Genomic DNA, 19,694 nt, shown 5'->3' with positions numbered 1-19,694 from the left:
GTCATTTTATGAGTTGTTTTATATTAGTAACCGCTTAAAAAGCAGGTTGTTTTTTTCTGGCCATTTCCAATGCTGTGGTGGTTATATAATATTTTACCAGCATATTAGGTACTTCCCATTCAGGCATTTCACGGGTAATAAGGAAGTTGAAATATTTTTCGGCAACCTTGGAGAAATGGGCTTCATGTCCGTCATCCATACTTGGTGATATTTCTATCTCCAGCATGCTATCGTATGCTTCTTTAAGAGATACAGGATAGATATTTTTCAGGTCATTGATCGCTCTTTCAATATTCTCTCTGAATGCACTTTCCGTCGCATCTGCTCCTTTCTTTATATATAGTTTCGATTTATATCCCTGTTCCTCGCCCTGAAGCACCAGCAAGGTCGCTTTAGTACCGTTTATCACAGTACGGTGTGTATCGCCTGTCCCGTTGGGAGCCTGATAATTCCAGACTACTTTTATACCTACGTTGACATCTTTCACCTGATAACTTATATTACCGTTCGCATATACGTATAGAACGGAATCTTTGACATATTTATGTAAATAATCCGGAAATTCTTCCACTTTTGTCGATAAACGGAACTGTTCGAGCGTAATAGGTGTGGCCGAATGGTTAGCATCTGTAACCTTTACGTCCTTTTTGTAATCGAGCGCTACTTCCGGAAAACATTGCCAGTTGACAATATCTATCAGGTGTGTGGTCACATCCACAATGCCTTCGCCCTGTTGTTCCACATCGTAATACCATGCCGGACGTGTAAGAGGATTTCCCGATACAATTTTGTAAAAATGATGTACACTTTCCATTTCCACGGCAGGATTTTCGGGTGTGCCTTTGGTTATCGTTCCGAAAAGTTCTTTATCCTGCATCAATACTCTGCTTAAGATGTTGATAAAGTTGTAACGCTCGGTCATAATATCGTATAGAAGGACATCGTTTTTTGCCGAGAGGGTAAAAGCATTCTTCAGTTGCTCGAACGATGCTTCATCTATTGCCATCGGTTTATCGGCCAGAACATTTAATCCTGCACCTACCGAACGGAGAATATAATCTGTTTTCAACTTGTTGTTCCCTGCCAATACGACAACATTCCCGTTTTTCTCCGAAAGCATTTTTTCAAAAAAGTCGTTTCCTGTGTATACCTTAGGATTCCAATAAGTCGGGTTATGTTCTCTCGTGTTGAACGAATTGATAAGATTGAGGTAATTATCCAATTCGGGACCTTCAGTAGCATATACGTTCACATTATAATTCAACTGCCTGAGCATTGACTTTTGTAACAAGGCTGCATGGAAATGCGCCGGTGCTACCGTTATTAAACGTACTTCACCTTCAGAGCCATTGAACTTCTCATGTTTTGGTTGCATATCACAAGCTGTTATAAAGATAAGAACCGGTAGAAGACAAAAGAGATATTTAGCATATTTCATAAGTCTGATATATTTAAGTAAAAGAAAGTATTTAATACAATAATATCCACCTATAGCTGATTTTTGTTATTACACAGACAAAAGTTATAAATAGGTCTGCGACCCTAACTCTTTGATTTGAAGGACCACGACTGGATTTTATGCCCTTTTATGGCAAAGAATATCAGGTAAATATAGCAAGGTAATAGAACCCAGTAAGCATTCTGCAGGCCCTGTATGTCTGCGAAGTATCCATAAACTATCGGCATAATAGCATTTCCGCTCAGCCCCATGATTAGGAGAGAAGAGCCTATCTTAGTGAAACGCCCTAATCCTTTTATCGATAACGGCCAGATACCTGCGTAGATCAAAGCATTGGGCAATCCCAGCGCACAAAGGAACCAGATGGAAAGAGTGCTGTCATGCCCTAATATTATCACTTCTTTGCTGACAAGGATAACGGCTATGGACAATAACAATCCGAGAGAACAGCATATCTGCAGAGCTCTTGTCTGCGATAAATATTTTGGTATCAGTGCAATTCCTATTGCATATCCGACTATTGTCGCTGTTAATGTATAAGAGGGGAATGCTTTGGCTTCCAGTAGGTTCATGCCCATCGAACCGGCATAACTGATAATGGTGTCTATAGCTATTATCTGTGTTCCCACATGTACGAACAATGCGAATGCACCTAGAATCAGGTATGGAAACTGAAAGATGGAAGTCCTTTTATGAGTGCAATTTTCTTCTTCCTTATTATTCTCCGCCGGATCGATCTCGGGAAGTACCGAATAACGTATAAATATTCCGAATGCAAGCAGAGCAACAGATAAGATCGCGTATGGTTTTATTACGCGCCGGATCAGGTCGTCGAGCATCATGTTTTTAGATGCTTCGTCCAGTGTTCCGGATTCCAGTAAAGTAAATAAACTGCTGTCTGTTACTTTCAGCACTACTGCGGCAAAGATAAGTGGGGAGATAATTCCCGCAAACTTATTACAGATTCCCATCAGGCTGATCCTCTTGGCTGCACTTTCGATGGGGCCTACGATCGTTATATAAGGGTTTGCCGCAGACTGGAGTATTGTGAGGCCTGCCCCGATAACGAATAATCCCGCAAGGAATATTCCGTATGTCCGAGTAAGGGCAGCAGGTATAAACAACGCTGCTCCTATAGCCATACAAATAAAACCGTACATGATCCCCCGTTTATAACCCACCTTATTCAGTATAAAAGCCGAAGGTATCGATAAACAGAGGTACGCAATATAGAATGCGAAAGCGACAAAGTAAGATTCGAAATGTGTTAGTTCACATGCTATCTTGAAGTATGGTATCAGGATCGCATTGACCCATGAAACCAAACCGAAAATGAAAAACATAGCGCCTACTATGATTATGGCAATCGTGGTATTACGTTTGTTTAATGGTTGATTTTCTAATGGTTTCATGGGGCATCAGATTTAAAATTGTTTTTGTTTGCTTTGTTCATCTGTAAAATATTACAGTTTCATTTCCCATCCTTTTTGGTAAGTACGGCTCCAGTGTTTCTGGGCGTCTTTGTCTTTTATTATACGACCATTGGCAGAATCTATATCAAGAGATCGTCCAACACGTTGAGAGATGTTTCCGAGCTGCATAAGCAATGTGCTCTTATGTCCCGATACGATATCGGAATTTAATTTCTCACCTTTTCTTATACCGTCAAAGAAATTATTGATGTGCAATGCATCCAGACTCTCTGCCGGATTCATCAGGTTGCGCGGATCAATTTCCAGTTTGCTGTACTGTTGTTTTATAACTTTATTATCCATATCGAAAATCCGGTATCCGTCGCTTCCTGTAATCAGCATGCTACCTTTATCTCCGTAGAACATAGAACCTACGCTACTGCCTTCGATAGTCCGTCCATTACAACTGCGGCCTTCCCATGTCATGGATTTGGTTTTGCCGAACTCCATATTTATGACCTGCGTATCCGGTGTTTCCCAATCGTCCTTGAAGAAATAACGGCCTCCTGCAGAACTGACCATTGTAGGGTATTCTGTTTCCATTCCCCAACGTAATATGTCGACCATATGTGTTCCGTTGTTCAATGATTCGGCAGTTCCCCATTTCCACATCCAGTGCCAGTTATAGTGTACGATATTGTCTTTGTATGCTGTACGTGGAGCAGGTCCTTGCCAAAGATCCCAATCGAGCCATTCAGGAACGGCAACCTCTTTACCTATACCTATCGACGGGCGGTTGTTGGTGTACCATGCTTTACCGAAATGCACATTGCCGATAATCCCTTCTTTTATGGCCTGAATCCCTTCCTGCACATTCGGCCATGAGCGTCTCTGGTTACCCATTTGCAGGACACGGTTGTATTTTGCTACTCCATTAATAAGGATTTCACCTTCTTCAGGGCAATAGCTGCAAGGTTTTTCAAGATAAATATCTTTGCCAGCCTGCATGGCCATTAATGCAGCCGGTGCGTGCCAGTGGTCAGGTGTAGCGATTATAACAGCATCCACATCTTTCGATTCGAGGACTTTTCTTATATCTTTTTCTCCTTTTGGATTACTTCCCTGTACTTTTGCTACGGCTTCCGAGCATTTTGCGATAGCACGGCTGTCCACATCACATATATAAGTTATTTCGCAACCTTTTTGTTTTGCGAAATTTACGGCTAAAGCTCCACCACGGGAATTGACGCCTATGGCAGCAACTCTTATTTTATCGTTTGCACCATTGACATTGAAATAACTTTTTGCACTCATGTCGTTTATTACTCCTCCGAATGAAAGAGCTGAAGTTCCCAGAACTGCTTTCTTTAAAAAATCACGTCGTGTACTCATGATAATGTTTTTATGGTAATTAAATTTAATCTAACATAATGTTACTAATACAAAGAAACTCTTATTTGAAACAAAACTAAACTCAAATGACGCCTTACTATTCTCAAAAAACGTCAACATCTATTTGTCGCTTTAAGAAATATCTTTCTAAGATATATAATTATAAAGTTAGATTTAATGCGGATTTCGAAGGTATATAATAATCCGAAGTCAATAAGTCTGAAAATATAATAGTGTTTAAGTAAGTTTTTCTCTGGAATACAATTTCGAAATAATTAATTATTTTTGTAATAATAGAAATAGTATATGATCACATTTTTCATTCTGTATCATAAAAATCATTTTTATAAATATTTTTAATCAATTTGTTTGTTTTGATGGGGTTAAAGTGCCGTGGCTAACCCATCAGACTTGCTTTGACCTAAATGTATAAATAAAATCTGGAAATTTGCTGCATTTAATAATCATTTAGATTATTTTTAAAATAAAATTGATACTTTTTAATCTATACGTATTATTTTAGATGCGAATTGAGATTTTCAACAAATCCTAAAAACCTATGCTAAAGATTCTTGTTCTAACTGACTTTTCAAGTGGATACAGTCGTCGCTTGCTGGAAGGTATTATCCGTTATTCGAGAGAGGTCGGGCCGTGGTCGTTTTTGCGTATGCCTTTGTATTATCAGATGATGTATGGAGAAACAGGAGTTGTGAATTTTGCAAAAAAATGGAAAGCAAATGCTATTATCGCGCAACTTCGGGATGTGAACCTTGAATTATTCAGGGAGTTGGATATTCCTATTATTGTACAGAATTACCGTGAAAGAAATAAGTATATTTCTAATCTTACCGGGGATTATTATGAAACAGGAGTAATGGCCGCCGATTTTTTTATTGCAAAAGGATATAAGAATTTTGCATATTACGGATATAAGAATGCAATCTGGTCCAGGGAAAGAGGATTGGGATATAAGGAAAAAATTGAAAATCTTGGTTACGAATGTAAAATACTTGAAAATAAAAATCCTGACAATAAGGAATGGCTGTATAATACCGAGTATACGGGTAAATGGTTACAATCGTTACCTAAGCCTACAGCCCTTTTTGCCTGTGACGATTACTATGCATTGCAGATATCAGAAACGTGTAATATATTCAATATATCTATACCTGATGAAGTAGCCATTTTAGGGTGTGATAATGATTCGTTGTTGTGTAATTTATCCACGCCTACATTATCCTCCATAGTACTCGATGTAGAAAATGGTGGATACCAGGCTGCCAAATTACTGGATCAATATATAAGGAATGAAATAGATGAGGCCTTTAACATAGTAGTGAAACCTTTGTATATAGAGAACCGTTCATCGACTGATAAGTATGCCGTTTCGGATCCTCATATCAGATTTATACTGGATTATATAAATAATAATTACAATAATAAAATATCTGTCAATGACCTGGTTGACCTGGTGCCCCTGTCAAGAAGAGTGCTTGAGAAAAAGTTTAAAGACCTGATTGGGACTTCTATATATCAATGTGTATTGGATCACAGGATCAATCATTTTATAAAATTACTGCTTACCACAGATTTGCATCTACCCGATGCCGCTATCCAGGCCGGATTTGACGATTATAAAAATGTGTCACGCATATTCCGTAAATATAAGTCCATATCTCCGGCTGAGTACAGGAAACTGTATAAAAAAGAGGAATCGTCCGGATTATTAACAGATATTCCAGAAAAACTTTAAAAATTTCAGTGATAATTATATCCTTCCATATAATAATGTGGAGAAAAGAAGACACATCCTTATCAGTATAAACAAAAGCAAACACACGCGGTTAACCTTATTGTAATGTATTTTCCTCAAAAATGAAATTTTGACGTCTTATGACAACAGTCATTCGCATTACATTCCTTATTCTGAAAATTTAAAAGATTAATTTTGAACAATTACTAGATCGATGTTCTGACTGATACCTTATAACTGAAATTTGAATGAGAACAATAATAAAAAATGCGACTCTTATCCTGTCTGACAGGATACTGAACGAGGGCTTTATTATTCTGGCCGGGAGTACTATTTCTCAAATAGGGGAGGGGGCTTTCGGGGAGTATAATGAATCCGATGTCGTAATCGATGCGAAAGGAAATTATGTATCTCCGGGTTTTATTGATATGCATACGCATGGTGCCGGAGGTTATGATTTTATGGATAATACAGTCGAAGCCTATCTGGGAGCAGCCATAACTCATGCAAAATACGGTACTACAAGCCTTGTGCCTACGACTTTGACAAGTACAACCGGGGAATTGTTGAAAACATTCTCCGTATACGAGCAGGCAAAAGAGTTAAATACCGATGGAGCAGGGCTCTTAGGACTACATCTCGAAGGCCCTTATTTCGCATACAGTCAGCGAGGAGCGCAAGACCCTAAGTATCTGCGTAACCCTGAACCTGAGGAATATAACGAAATACTGGCTATAGGCGGAAAACATATTATCCGTTGGAGTATGGCTCCAGAGCTGGATGGCGCATTGGAGTTAGGCGATCTGTTGCGGTCTAAAGGTATATTAGCTTCTTTAGGGCATACCGATGCCCTGTATGAAGAAGTTGTCGAAGCATACAAACATGGCTTCACACACGTCACACATTTATATTCCTGTATGTCGTCCATTACCCGTCGCAATGCTTACCGCTATGCGGGATCTATCGAGGCCGCTTATATGATCGATGATATGACTGTTGAGATCATAGCAGACGGTATTCATTTGCCGAAATCACTTTTACAATATGTATGCAAATTCAAGGCACCTCACACGATTGCTTTATGTACGGATTCAATGAGGGGAGCGGGTATGCCGGATGGTGAATACATCTTGGGAAGCAACGATAAAGGGCAGAAAGTCATAGTAGAAGATGGTGTCGCAAAACTGCCGGATCGCTCGGCGTTTGCAGGTAGTGTGGCTACGGCTGACCGTCTGGTGCGAACAATGACGCAAATAGCGGAAGTTCCTTTGCATGATGCTGTGAAAATGATTACTCAGAATCCGGCCCGTATTCTTGGTGTAGATAAGAATAAGGGCTCATTGGAGGTAGGAAAAGACGCAGATATTATCATATTCGATTCAGAAATTTCAGTTCAGACAACGATAGTGAATGGTAGAATTATTTATACAAAAAATTAACAATGCTATGATTTTAAAAAAGGATAAACTTACGGTAAAAATATATACTACGACTAAAGAGATGTCTGTAAATGCTGCGCGGGATGTGTCGGATCAGATAAAGGAGCTTCTCAAAGAGAAAGAATATATAAATATGATCTTTGCGGCGGCTCCTTCCCAGTCTGAGTTTTTAAAGGAACTTACCTCGCATAAGGAAATTGACTGGTCTCGTATAAATGCTTTTCATCTTGATGAATACATAAATCTGAGTGAAGATGCACCACAAAGGTTTGGCAATTTCCTGAAAAAAGAAATCTTCGGCTTGCTGCCTTTCCGGAAAATTTACTACCTTGACGGGAACAAACCGATAGATGAAGAATGTAAACGCTATGCCGATCTGTTGAAAAAATACCCGCCGAACATTGTATGTTTGGGAATAGGAGAGAATGGACATATCGCATTCAATGATCCTCATGTGGCACGGTTCGATGATGAAGAGATGGTAAAAGTCGTGGTGTTGGATGAAATGTGCAGGCAACAACAGGTTAATGATAAATGTTTCGATAAATTAGACGATGTGCCTACTGAGGCGCTTACTCTTACGATTCCGACATTACTACTCGCCCAGTATCTGTTCTGTATTGTGCCGTTTAGGACGAAAGCGCAGGCGGTATTTAATACAATAAACGGAAAAATATCCGAAGTATGCCCGGCATCGGCTTTACGAACAAAAGACAACGCCGTCCTCTATCTGGATAGGGATAGTTCGGCTCTTTTGAATTATTAGAAATGTAGAATCAACAGAAAACGAAAACCTATAAATCTATTCATAATATGAAAACAAAAAATATCATTATAGCACTTCTCTTCTCACTTATATCAGTGTCTTTATACTCTCAGGAAGTTATCAAATTAGGAATAATTGGACTGGATACCTCCCATTCTCCGGCTTTCATCAAATTGTTGAATGATGAGAGTGCTCCAGAACATGAGCAGTATAAAGGATTTAAAATTGTAGCAGCATATCCTTACGGGTCAAAGACAATAGAAAGCAGCTACAAACGTATTCCGGGTTATATAGAAGAAGCTAAAAAACACGGAGTAAAAATAACAACTTCGATAGCGGAAATGCTTAAACAAGTGGATTGTGTGTTTTTAGAAACAAATGACGGTAATATGCATCTGGAGCAGGCAATTGAAGTTTTCAAGGCAGGCAAGCCGGTATTTATAGATAAACCGGTTGCTGCAACGTTGGCTGAAACTATTGCAATATTCAAGTTGGCGAAGAAATATAACGTGCCTGTATTTTCTTCTTCTGTACTTCGTTATTCTCCTATAAATCAGGAGATACGCAATGGGGATCATGGTAAAGTATTGGGAGCCGATTGTTATTCTCCCGATGCTTATGAGCCTAGCCATGCCGATTTTACATGGTATGGAATTCATGGGGTAGAAACTCTTTATACAGTGATGGGTAAAGGCTGTACGCAGGTCAGTCGTTCCACTACCAAAGATTACAGTGTGGTTACAGGCATCTGGACTGACGGAAGGATCGGAACATTCCGGGCTATCCGCACAGGCCATAACTATTTCGGCGGCAGTGTATTCTGTAGCAGCAAGGTAGTACAGGCCGGAGGCTATAATGGATATAAACCACTCCTGGATCAGATACTCAAATTCTTCAGGTCAAAAGAAGTTCCTGTCGATCCGGACGAAACAATCGAAATATTTACTTTCATGGAAGCATCTAATGAAAGCAAACGCCAGAATGGAGCGCCTGTATCAATGGAAGCTATTCTGGAAAAAGGAAAACTGGATGCTGAACGTATACTTAGGGACCTGAAAGATTAATAGCAGGTAATACATTCACTACAAACATTATAATATCTCTCGATACGGATTTTATATATTGTCGTTTAACTTTATTAATATATTTTATCATACCCTATTGCAGCTTTTTGGACGCCTTATTTGTCATATTATGTAGACAACAAACAATTAGCGACAATAAAATGATGAGAACTTTGAAATTTTTTTTAATGATTGTAGGGATTATAGGCATTGCTATGGCCTTTCAATCCTGTTTGGATGATGATGATAATGATTGGGAACTTAGGTATCCGAATGCGCTTGTAACTGTAAAGTCGGATGGAGGAGACTCTTTCTTCCTGCAACTTGATGACAATACAACATTATTACCTACGAATGTGACATCGTCTCCTTTTGGAGATAAAGAAGTAAGGGCACTGGTTAACTTTAGTGAAGTAGACAAGCCGAGTGGAGAATATGATAAGGCTGTCTATATTAACTGGATAGATAGTATTCTTACAAAACAAATCGCCCCGGATCTGGGTTCGGATAACGATGACGTATATGGGACAGATCCAGTGGAGATTGTTAATGACTGGGTGACAATTGCAGAAGATGGCTATCTGACTCTTCGTTTTAGGACTATATATGGAAACTCAGGCAAACCTCATTATGTAAATCTGTTGGCAAGTACCGATCCGGATACTCCTTATGAAGTAGAATTCAGACATAATGCTTACGGTGATATTTATGGATCTGAGGCAGATGGTTTGGTTGCATTCAATTTGGGTAGTCTGCCGGATACAGAAGGTGAGACGGTAAAGCTGAAGTTGAAATGGAAATCATTCAGTGGGGAGAAATCTACTGAATTTGATTACTGCACACGTAAGGCTACTCCGGGAAAATCAGCGGTTGCAACGGAGAGAAGTGTGATAAATATGAAATAGATTTTTAATACATAGACAAAAAGAGACGATCCACAGGATCGTCTCTTTTTGTTTTCAGTACTTGAGAAATTCAGTGCAGACAACATTTTCAATGATACTATAAATATAGCTATTCATTGCGCTGTTCGAAAAACCAAGTCTGAGAATAACATATTTCTTAGTACAACAAATTGTGTGAATATTTATTAAAGGATTGGAAAACTGAATTGCCTTCATTATTTTTGGAGATTGAATAATAATTGCCCAATAGAAATAACCGCTGTCTGTCTTTTGTCTCCAATGATAAATTACTGGTATCGATGGCGCACAGTATTTTTTGTTCGATGAATAAATATAACCTAAATTATAATCTCATTTATGAAAAATTGCATTTACATTATTCTTGGAGTAGTACTCTTATCTTTCACAATGAGCCTGAATGCAAAAGACAGGTGGAGCATTGAATCTGATGGCAGTATCGTTTGGAAAATTGACGGACAGATTCCTCATTCCGATCATATTGAAATGAGTGGACTGAAAGTATCTACTGTTTTACGGTATGGTGTCAGGGCAGATAGCTCCTTCTTCTGTGAGCGGGGAATGGTGTGGCCGATGCTGCGGACGGTTCCTAACAATACGCATGCCAGTCTGATGCGTCGTTTGGGATGGAATATAATGGAAATGATAACTGTAAATGGGAGATCGGTAACGAATGAAAAGGTGGAACAGGTCAACCTGAAAGGCATTATGACCGTTAAAAGTAATATAGAATTACCGAAAAACGGAAAATTGGAATTGACACGTTATTTATTCCCGTCTACAGATAAACCGGCCTTTTGTGAAAAATATATATTGAAAAATATCGGAAAAACAGACTTAAAAGTGGAGATTCCATCTTCGGAATCAGTTATCCAAACAAATCCGGTGGATGGTACTGAAGGTAGTTACAGACTGATCTCATCTATTCAGGGTGCAGAGGCAAAGACTTTAAAGCCCGGGGAGGAAATCTCTTTCAGTGCTTTTTTTACAGGTTATAAAAGCAAAGAACCGGAAATTAAGTTTGATATCGATGCTGAACTGGAAGCACGACAGGCATTAACAAAGAAGCTATGGAGCGACCTGGTTCTGGAAACACCTGATAAGATAATTAATACGATGTTTGCATTTTCCAAAATACGGGGAGCAGAAAGTATCTACTCAACAAAAGGAGGATTGATGCACGGGCCTGGAGGTGAATCTTATTATGCTGCAATCTGGGCGAATGACCAGGCTGAATATATCAATCCGTTTTTCCCTTATTTAGGTTATGAAAAAGGTAATCAATCTGCGTTGAACTCATTTAAGCATTTTGCCCGTTTTATGAATCCAGAGTATAAGCCTATACCGAGCTCTATTATTTCAGAAGGGGGAAGTATGTGGAATGGTGCGGGAGACAGGGGTGACGCGGCAATGATTGCTTATGGCGCTACCCTGTATGCCTTGGCACGGGGAAATATGGAAGAGGCCGGGGAGTTATGGCCGCTTATCGAATGGTGTCTGGAATATTGCAACAGGAATCTTAATGCGGAAGGAGTCGTTGCTTCTGATTCGGATGAACTGGAAAACCGTTTTCCATCGGGTGATGCTAATCTGTGTACATCTTCGCTGTACTACGATGCTTTGATTTCTGCGGCCTATTTAGGTAAAGAACTAAAAAAGTCCGGAGCAGTTCTGGCTACTTATAGAAAGCAGGCAAAAGCACTTCAGGAAAATATTGAAAAATACTTTGGTGCCAATGTGGAAGGATTTGATACATACCAATATTATAAAGGAAATGATATATTGCGTTCATGGATATGTATTCCGCTGACAGTAGGGATATATGACCGTAAAGATGCCACAATAGCTGCGCTTTTTTCGCCACGGTTATGGACCGAAAACGGACTGTTGACACAAGCCGGCACAAGCACCTTCTGGGATCGTTCCACTCTTTATGCCCTCAGGGGTGTATTTGCCTGTGGTGAAACCGGAAAAGGGTTGGAATATCTGGAAAAATATTCACAGAAACGATTGCTTGGCGATCATGTCCCTTATGCGATAGAAGCGTGGCCGGAAGGTAGTCAGCGTCATCTTTCGGCAGAGAGTGGATTGTATGGACGGATTATTACTGAAGGTATGTTTGGAATCCGCCCTACAGGCTTAAAGTCTTTTTCTCTGACACCACGGCTTCCGGAAGGCTGGGAATATATGAATTTAAAGAGAATAAAGGCTTTTGATAGCGATTTCAGTATTGAAATATCCAGAAATAAAGATCGTCTGAATGTGAAAATTACAGGAAATGGAAAAGACATTTTGAATAAAATGATCAAAGAGGGGGAGACTATTAATGTTCAGTTACCGTGAGGAGTAAATGGGCGTTATGAATATTGGGGATATTTATCTATGTAAGAAAGGAATTATAAGTTATGAATTATGAGTTATGAGTTGGCTAACGCCGAACGTTGTTTCGAAGTATCGGCGGAGCCAATTAAGGAGAATTATACTTTGCGACTTAGCGTCTTTGCGAGAAAATCTGTCAGGAGTGTCAGGTTTTGGTTGAAAATACTGCAAAAGTGTAACATTTGCCTCGCCTTCGCTTCGGCGATCGTTGATTGTAACTTTTTTGTTAACTAATAACCATTGGAGAATATATAAACTATAATAATATGAATAAACGTATAGTGTTGATAATTAATTATTTTTGTCTATTGTTCTTGTTGATTTTAATAGGATGCAATACAGGAAAAGCACCGAAAGAGTGCATCACTTTTGAGGAAATGGGCGACCCCACCTCCGATACTTTATCTGATTGGAGTAAAGTTACTACCGGACTACAAGCCTCACTTGTAAGCGTCGATGTAAAATACCCGAGGTCGGTAGCCCCGGAAATCAGTATTAACAAATCTGTAACCCTGACCGGATGGAAGGCTGAAAAATTATCGGGACAATTATTATTATGGACGGCAGAAGACATAAAACAAGTCGAATGTGAGTTTACAGACTTCACCTCATCGTCAGGTAAGCTTCCTGCAAACATAGCTGAGGCGCGTTTTGTCCGCTATGTGATGACCGATATATTTGAGCCGGGTTGCGGGTACCGTAAACCGGAAGATTTTCCGGCATCGTTAGTCCCCGATATGCTCGATAACCTTGCCTGTTTCGATATTCCTGAAAAAACAGTACGCCCTGTATGGCTTACAGTAAATGTTCCGGAATCGGCGGTTGCGGGAACATATAAAAGTAAACTGACCATTACCGCCCGTGATCAGAAAACACAGGAATTTGAGGTAGAATTGAAAGTACAGGATAGAATCCTTCCCCCACCTTTCGAATGGCAATACCATCTGGATCTATGGCAACACCCGGCAGCTGTAGCCCGTGCTCAAAATCTGGAATTGTGGAGCGATGCACATTTCGAAGCAATGAAACCACTATATAAAATGCTGGCTGATGCAGGGCAGAAAGTAATTACAGCTACTCTGAATAAAGATCCTTGGGTGCAGACATACGATAAATATGAAGACATGATACTGTGGACGAAAAACGCTGATGGCACATGGGTTTACGATTATACAGTCTTTGACAGATGGATTCAGTTTATGATGGATTTGGGGGTCACTAAAATGATTAACTGCTACTCGGTTATTCCGTGGAAAAGTGGTATTCATTATAAAGACGCCGCCAGCGGGGAAATGATCGATGTGGAAGTAATTCCCGGTACTAAGGTCTTTGAAGAAATATGGACTCCTTTCTTTGCCGATTTCAAAAAACATCTGGAAAATAAAGGCTGGTTAACCATAACGAATGTAGCGATGGACGAACGCGGACCTAAAGAAATGAAGGCGGCTATGGATGTGTTGCATAAGATAGCTCCGGATTTTGGGATCTCACTAGCTGATAATCATAAAAGTTACAAACAATATCCTTATATAAAAGATATGAGTGTGGCAGCCGATGCTAAGGTTGACAGTGCAGATATTCAATTTCGTAAAGAAAAAGGACTGATAACAACATATTATGTCTGCTGTTCGGATAAGTTCCCGAATATGTTTACCTGCTCGCAACTACCTGAGGCTGTTTATGCAGGATGGTATTGTATGGCTGCCGGATATGACGGCATGCTTCGCTGGGCATATAATTCGTGGGTTGAGAACCCTTTAACTGATTCCCGTTTTGTGACCTGGCCTGCCGGAGATACATATATTGTCTATCCCGAGGCTCGCAGTTCGATGCGCTTCGAGCGTTTAGTGGAAGGTATACAGGACGCAGAAAAGATCCGTATACTTCGTAACGAATTTAAGGATAATCCTGAAAAGCTAAAAACCCTTGATGATGAGGTCGCTAAATTTAATACGATCACACCGGGAGATTCGTATGTCGATATGATAAACCGGGCGAAAAATGTATTAAATAAGTTGTCAGAGTAATAGTATTAATGCGAATCAGTAGATAGATTTAATCGTTCTATTTTATACTGCGCGTAATCGAAGATTACTTACCATCCTTTTTTCCTAAGCAAAAAAAGGATGCAAAAGTGCTTTGGTGGCTTATCCTCCGTGCGACCCGTTACAGGCTCACCGGCTAAATGGAAAGATTGTCCTGCGGACGCTTTCTATTTCACGCCCCTTTCGCCTGACGGGTGCCCCGCTCTACGGACGAATGCCATCGGGCGGACGCCTGACAAGGCAGGCTAACCCTTGTCGTCGCATTGCGACTCCGGCATCATGTCCGCAGCAGGGGTACCCACCCTGCGAAAGTGGCGTAAAACCAAATTCTGTTTGAGCCGAAGGCGAGTTTATTTGGTTTAGCCGCTGAGCAGATGGTGGGTCTGTGAGGACTGCAGCCTTGATTTTTTGTAACTTTTGTATCAAGACAAAAGTTGAATAAAATCGAACGATTATTTATTACAACCTTTAGAATAATTTCAACTACTGATTGATATTATTATATGAGTTTGATAAAATAGTCGCTGATCTACAGGATAATATAAATTGCTATAATATGGCAGATGCTGCCGCCAAGAACGAAGAAGTGAAACACGGTATGCATGTATTTCATTTTGGCCAGTGAATAAAATACGGCTCCAATGATATAGGAAATTCCTCCGGCAATAAGCCAGTATAGGGAATTGATGCCTCCTGTTTCATTCAGGGTGTCGACCAGAGGTTTGAAAGCGATAAATATAGCACACCCCATTATCACATAACAAACTGTTTCGATATGGCTATGCTTGTCCGTCTTTCTAAAACTAAGTATGATGCCGATTATGGCAGCCAGCCATATAAAAGTAAAGAGCGTCCAGCCCCAAGCACCGTTTTCACGTAGTATAATTAAAGTAAACGGGCTGTATGTGCCAGCAATGTGTACGTATATGGAAGCGTGATCAAGTTTTTGGAGCGACCGTTTTCTTAATTCATTCTTGCATCCATGATAGAGTGTAGATGCCATATAGCAAGACAGCATCCCGAAAAGATAGATTGATACACTGCCTATTTTCCAAAGATCGAAACCTGCGAAGCTTTTAGACAAAAGGATATATCCGGCAACCATACCTAAAAGAATGCCTGCTGCATGAGATAGGGTATTAGCCCGTTCTTCTCTTGTAGAATATGCCCTTAATCTACTCAAATATTTGCTACTTATACAAAACAAGGTGTTCTTTTGAGGAACACCTTGCTCTGTTATAATTATTATTCGATTACTCCAATAATTAGTATCTGTTACGGCCTCCACCGTATCCACCACCTCTGTTGTTGTTGAAAGAACGAGCTGGTCTTTCTTCTCTTGGTCTTGCTTCTGATACAGAAATTGTTCTGCCATCATATTCAGCACCATTCAATTCAGCGATTGCTTTGTTGGCAGCTTCGTTATTTTCCATTTCAACAAAACCGTAACCTTTAGATTTACCGGTCATGCGATCCATTACTACTTTCGCTGAAGTGATTTCACCGTACTCTTGAAAAAGGTCTTGTAAATCTGCATCGTTTACATTATAGCTAAGACCTGCAATAAAAATGTTCATTTGTATAAAAATAAATTGTTAATAAAATTCAGATGAGTATTATCGCAAAGCTACATGCTAGACCTTAATTCGTAAATCGAAGACAAAGAATGAATTCTGTTATAAAAAACTCAAATGTTAGGGAACAAAGATAATTTAAATACTTAATAAAAAGAATAAAAATCCAATCAAAATCATTTAGCCCTGTAATTAGAGGCTGATTATAACCTTATTATTTAAACCGGCTATATCTAAATCGTATAAAATAGGTTTATTTAATCAGGCTTATGATACCTTAACTACACTATATTTTTTACACAGCCTGGCATTAATGGGGAGAAACCGCAAACTTTAAAGGTTCACTGAAATCGAAAGAAGCATACTTTATGTTGCTATAACCAAGGCTATGCATCGATTAACTCTGACCTGTAATGGAAAATTGAGTAAATTTATCTGTAACTTTTGATGCAAATAACCGTGCGGTAAAGTGCAGATTAATAATAGTTTGAATCTTTAAATATTTTATCCTCTTTTTGCTTTTCCATAATATCCCGTAATTCATAAAATGAGACCGGCCGAAAATCATTACCGTCCACACCTACATCGTATTGCTGGGCAAATAACCTTGTCTTGAAGGTTTCAAACTCTTCGAGTTCCCTTGTATGTAAATGTCCGAATAACTGCCATGTCCCCCGGAAAGAACTTTGCCAATCGAGCATCGGATAATGGCATAATACCATATAATAAAATTTAGAGGCAATATTGTCCGTAACCCGGATATATAACAAATCATGTATTTCCGTAAAAATATGATTTAATGTCGATTCTGTATAATTATCATCATGATTTCCTCTTATCAGGATCTTTTCTCCATTCAACTGATCGAAAATATCAACAATCCGCTTATCGCTTGTGAAACCAATATCACCAAGCACAAAAGTAAGGCCATCAGCCGGAACAACTTTATTCCAATTTTCGATCAGTGCGCAGTCCATTTCTTCTTTTGTCTGGTATGGACGGTTATTAAAATTAATGATCCAGTCATGCCCGAAATGAGTATCGGAAGTAAAGAAAATTTTTTCGGCGGGACTATTTATTTTTTTCACTATAATATATTTGTTTTATGTTCAAAATCAACGATCTCTCCATATTTAGGCATCAATTCGAAAGCTCTCTTTATATCTGCTTGTTTGAAATACACCCTGGCGCAACTGATAACCCCGCCATGTGTAAATATAAGAACTGAATTATAGTTCCTCGACTTTAGTTCCTCGAAAAAGGAAGATACTCTGTCATACATTTGCATAAATGATTCACCGCCCGGAGCAGGTGGATTAATCCAGTCTGTCTCCCATACAGACATATCTATTTCGTTCCATTGTTTCTTTTCCCATTCTCCGAAGTTGAGCTCCATCAGCCGGTTATCGGGAATAGCATTGCCGAACCCGCAGGCGGAAGCCAACTTAGTGCAGCGGCTCAACGGACTGGAGTAAACTATATCAGGCGAAAGTTTATCTACTTCTGTTTTTACGATCTGAGCTTCTTCTTCAAAAGTTTCTTTCAATGGTACATCCGTCTGGCCATAACACATGACACCCGGTATATCTACGGCAGTATGTCTCACTAAATATATTTTCATCATATCAAGTTGTAATAAACAATCACCACCCCCAGATAAAGTAATAACTCACATAATAAAAAAGTGGCGCCGCAGCAATCGCCTGTATATCCCTGTATCTTATTTTTCATTAAAGCGATCAACGAAAGAAATACTATGATTGGGAAAGCAATAGCTATCAGCCATTTGACGTCAGGAATCAAAAACAGAGGAATCAGTCCGAAGAATGAAGATAAGACGAATACTTTCATCGTCATTTTGCTATATACTGTTTTTGATTTGCTGGTATCTGCTGTGCGGGCATAGGGTAAAAAGCGGGTTATGTACGAACTGATATATTTACATAAAGGATCGGCAATTAATATAGAACTGCAAGCCCATATCAGGGGCAATTGAGATAATAGTGTGTAGAGCAACACAAAATAAAAAATAAGCCCGATAACCCCATAAGTGCCAATATGGGAGTCTTTCATTATTTCGAGTATCCTTTCTCTTGTATTTCCTCCTCCAAATCCATCTGTAAAATCGGCCAGCCCATCTTCATGCAATGCACCGGTAATAAGCAGCCTGCTCAATATAGCTATAATTACTGCCACAGAATAAGGCAAAATCAGGTTTCCAACCCAAAGCGACACGGCCATAACACTTCCTGTCAGCCAGCCAACTACCGCCCAATAGTTAATAACCTGGCTAAAATATTCAGCAGATACCCGAAAGGCATTCAGTCGCCAGAAGGGTAAGCGGGTGAAAAACACAAAAGCCGCGGCAACAGATCTCATATTTAGAAATACTTTGTAACCTGAATTTGTTTGAATGAATTCATTTCATTGATCATATGTAGTGCCGATTCAATGATAGGATAAGCACACAATGCACCTGTCCCTTCTCCTAGTCTGAGACCCAGGTGAAGAATGGGTTTTGCTCCCAGATATTCGAGCAGTAGTTTATGTCCTGCCTCATCGCCCTGATGTCCGAAAATGGCGTAGTTCAGTACCTCTTTATTCAGTTTTGATGCTAACAGGATACAGTTAGTCATAATAAATCCATCCACAAGTACGATCATTTTCAGTTCGGCAGCTTTCAGCATGGCTCCTACGGCCATTACCATTTCATAACCACCGAAATAACGCATTATATCCAATATCGAACCATCGCCTTTATAGTTTTCTATTGCAGTTTTCAATACATTATATTTATGGTTGATAATGCTTCCTGTGTGGTCGCATCCGGCACCAATGCATTTCTCCAATGGAATTCCTGTGAGGCAGGCCATCCATAACGAGGAAGAAGAAGTGTTGGTAATTCCCATCTCACCGAAGCCGATTATATTGCATCCTTCATCGAAACAGCTTTGTGCACATTCTGCACCCCGTTCTATGGCAAGATCCATTTCTTCCCGGGTCATGGCAGCTTCGTGCAGATAGTTGCGCGTGCTTTTCCTTATCTTTTTATCTATTATCGGGTCTTCGGGTTTGAAATCGAAATTTACACCGGCATCTACTATTTTAAGATTGAAGCCATGTTGACGTGCCAGAAAATTGATACCTGCGCCCCCGTCCCAAAAGTTGGCAATCATCTGATAAGTTACCTCCTGTGGCGACGGGCTCACACCTTCTGCTGCAATGCCATGGTCACCCGCAAATACAATGTGACATGGATTCTTCAGTTTCGGATTTAATGTTTGCTGTATCCAGCCTGTTTGCATGGCAATATCTTCCAGCAAACCGAGTGAGCCTTTGGGTTTGGTCAGGTTATCAATCTTCTCTTGCAGGTATTGGCGAATATCGTCCAGAGGACGCTCTATTTTAAATTGTTTCATTATATATTGTTTAAATTACAAGTTTTCATTTTAACTAAAAAGTAACGAAAGTAACTCTTTTTTGATGTT

General features: G+C 39.6%; 17 protein-coding genes. 8 read left to right on the top strand and 9 right to left on the bottom strand.

All coding sequences use genetic code 11. The features are described from left to right. Positions 1-34: 34 nt before the first annotated feature. The 3 genes from GGR21_RS03935 to GGR21_RS03925 form a co-directional block, all read right to left on the bottom strand. Positions 35-1,375 carry a putative oxidoreductase C-terminal domain-containing protein gene (locus GGR21_RS03935; RefSeq protein WP_246347980.1) on the bottom strand — a complete coding sequence of 447 codons (1,341 nt, stop codon included), beginning with the start codon at positions 1,373-1,375 and terminating at the stop codon, positions 35-37. 167 nt (positions 1,376-1,542) lie between these two features. Next, complete coding sequence (locus GGR21_RS03930) at positions 1,543-2,871, bottom strand: sugar MFS transporter (protein WP_183305864.1); 1,329 nt, start codon at positions 2,869-2,871, stop codon at positions 1,543-1,545. A gap of 51 nt (positions 2,872-2,922) precedes the next feature. Then, positions 2,923-4,263, bottom strand: coding sequence for a Gfo/Idh/MocA family protein (locus GGR21_RS03925; protein ID WP_183305863.1), 1,341 nt, complete (start codon positions 4,261-4,263; stop codon positions 2,923-2,925). Between the two features lie 559 nt (positions 4,264-4,822). Between GGR21_RS03925 and GGR21_RS03920 the strand changes: the two genes are divergently transcribed. The 8 genes from GGR21_RS03920 (at position 4,823) to GGR21_RS03885 (ending at position 14,969) form a co-directional block, all read left to right on the top strand. After that, entirely contained in the window at positions 4,823-6,016 is a 1,194-nt protein-coding gene (locus GGR21_RS03920) for a XylR family transcriptional regulator (protein ID WP_183305862.1), read from the top strand. Positions 6,017-6,264: 248 nt separating this feature from the next. Continuing rightward, entirely contained in the window at positions 6,265-7,455 is a 1,191-nt protein-coding gene (nagA, locus tag GGR21_RS03915; protein WP_183305861.1) for an N-acetylglucosamine-6-phosphate deacetylase, read from the top strand. A gap of 7 nt (positions 7,456-7,462) precedes the next feature. Next, positions 7,463-8,221, top strand: coding sequence for a 6-phosphogluconolactonase (locus GGR21_RS03910; RefSeq protein ID WP_183305860.1), 759 nt, complete (start codon positions 7,463-7,465; stop codon positions 8,219-8,221). Positions 8,222-8,268: 47 nt separating this feature from the next. Beyond that, on the top strand, positions 8,269-9,285 hold the full coding sequence (locus tag GGR21_RS03905; RefSeq protein ID WP_183305859.1) for a Gfo/Idh/MocA family protein: 1,017 nt from the start codon (positions 8,269-8,271) through the stop codon (positions 9,283-9,285). A 164-nt stretch (positions 9,286-9,449) separates the two neighbouring features. Then, a complete protein-coding gene (locus GGR21_RS03900) occupies positions 9,450-10,190 on the top strand; it encodes a NigD1/NigD2 family lipoprotein (RefSeq protein WP_183305858.1) in 741 nt (246 codons plus the stop codon). Positions 10,191-10,547: 357 nt separating this feature from the next. Further along, positions 10,548-12,551 (top strand): hypothetical protein, encoded by a 2,004-nt coding sequence (locus tag GGR21_RS03895; protein ID WP_183305857.1) that lies wholly within the window; start codon positions 10,548-10,550, stop codon positions 12,549-12,551. A gap of 302 nt (positions 12,552-12,853) precedes the next feature. Next, the gene (locus tag GGR21_RS03890) at positions 12,854-14,614 is read left to right on the top strand and encodes a DUF4091 domain-containing protein (protein WP_246347979.1); all 1,761 of its coding nucleotides are present in this window, start codon (positions 12,854-12,856) and stop codon (positions 14,612-14,614) included. A 115-nt stretch (positions 14,615-14,729) separates the two neighbouring features. Then, on the top strand, positions 14,730-14,969 hold the full coding sequence (locus GGR21_RS03885; RefSeq protein ID WP_183305856.1) for a hypothetical protein: 240 nt from the start codon (positions 14,730-14,732) through the stop codon (positions 14,967-14,969). A 192-nt stretch (positions 14,970-15,161) separates the two neighbouring features. On the opposite strand, the gene trhA is transcribed toward GGR21_RS03885, so the two are convergent. The 6 genes from trhA to cobT form a co-directional block, all read right to left on the bottom strand. Next, the gene (gene trhA, locus GGR21_RS03880; protein WP_246347978.1) at positions 15,162-15,815 is read right to left on the bottom strand and encodes a PAQR family membrane homeostasis protein TrhA; all 654 of its coding nucleotides are present in this window, start codon (positions 15,813-15,815) and stop codon (positions 15,162-15,164) included. An 82-nt stretch (positions 15,816-15,897) separates the two neighbouring features. Further along, positions 15,898-16,209: an RNA recognition motif domain-containing protein gene (locus GGR21_RS03875; RefSeq protein ID WP_183305855.1), complete on the bottom strand. Its 312-nt coding sequence runs from the start codon at positions 16,207-16,209 to the stop codon at positions 15,898-15,900. A gap of 473 nt (positions 16,210-16,682) precedes the next feature. After that, positions 16,683-17,294: a metallophosphoesterase gene (locus GGR21_RS03870; protein WP_183305854.1), complete on the bottom strand. Its 612-nt coding sequence runs from the start codon at positions 17,292-17,294 to the stop codon at positions 16,683-16,685. Beyond that, positions 17,294-17,827, bottom strand: coding sequence for an alpha-ribazole phosphatase (cobC, locus tag GGR21_RS03865; protein WP_183305966.1), 534 nt, complete (start codon positions 17,825-17,827; stop codon positions 17,294-17,296). Before cobC ends, GGR21_RS03870 begins: the two co-directional genes overlap by 1 nt. Continuing rightward, positions 17,827-18,585: an adenosylcobinamide-GDP ribazoletransferase gene (gene cobS, locus GGR21_RS03860; RefSeq protein WP_183305853.1), complete on the bottom strand. Its 759-nt coding sequence runs from the start codon at positions 18,583-18,585 to the stop codon at positions 17,827-17,829. Before cobS ends, cobC begins: the two co-directional genes overlap by 1 nt. A 2-nt stretch (positions 18,586-18,587) precedes the next feature. Continuing rightward, entirely contained in the window at positions 18,588-19,625 is a 1,038-nt protein-coding gene (gene cobT / locus GGR21_RS03855; protein ID WP_183305852.1) for a nicotinate-nucleotide--dimethylbenzimidazole phosphoribosyltransferase, read from the bottom strand. Positions 19,626-19,694: the final 69 nt, after the last annotated feature.

The organism is Dysgonomonas hofstadii (assembly GCF_014196915.1).
Lineage (GTDB): Bacteria > Bacteroidota > Bacteroidia > Bacteroidales > Dysgonomonadaceae > Dysgonomonas > Dysgonomonas hofstadii.
Note: the sequence above shows the minus strand (reverse complement) of the source record. Positions and strands in the feature narration are given on the sequence as shown.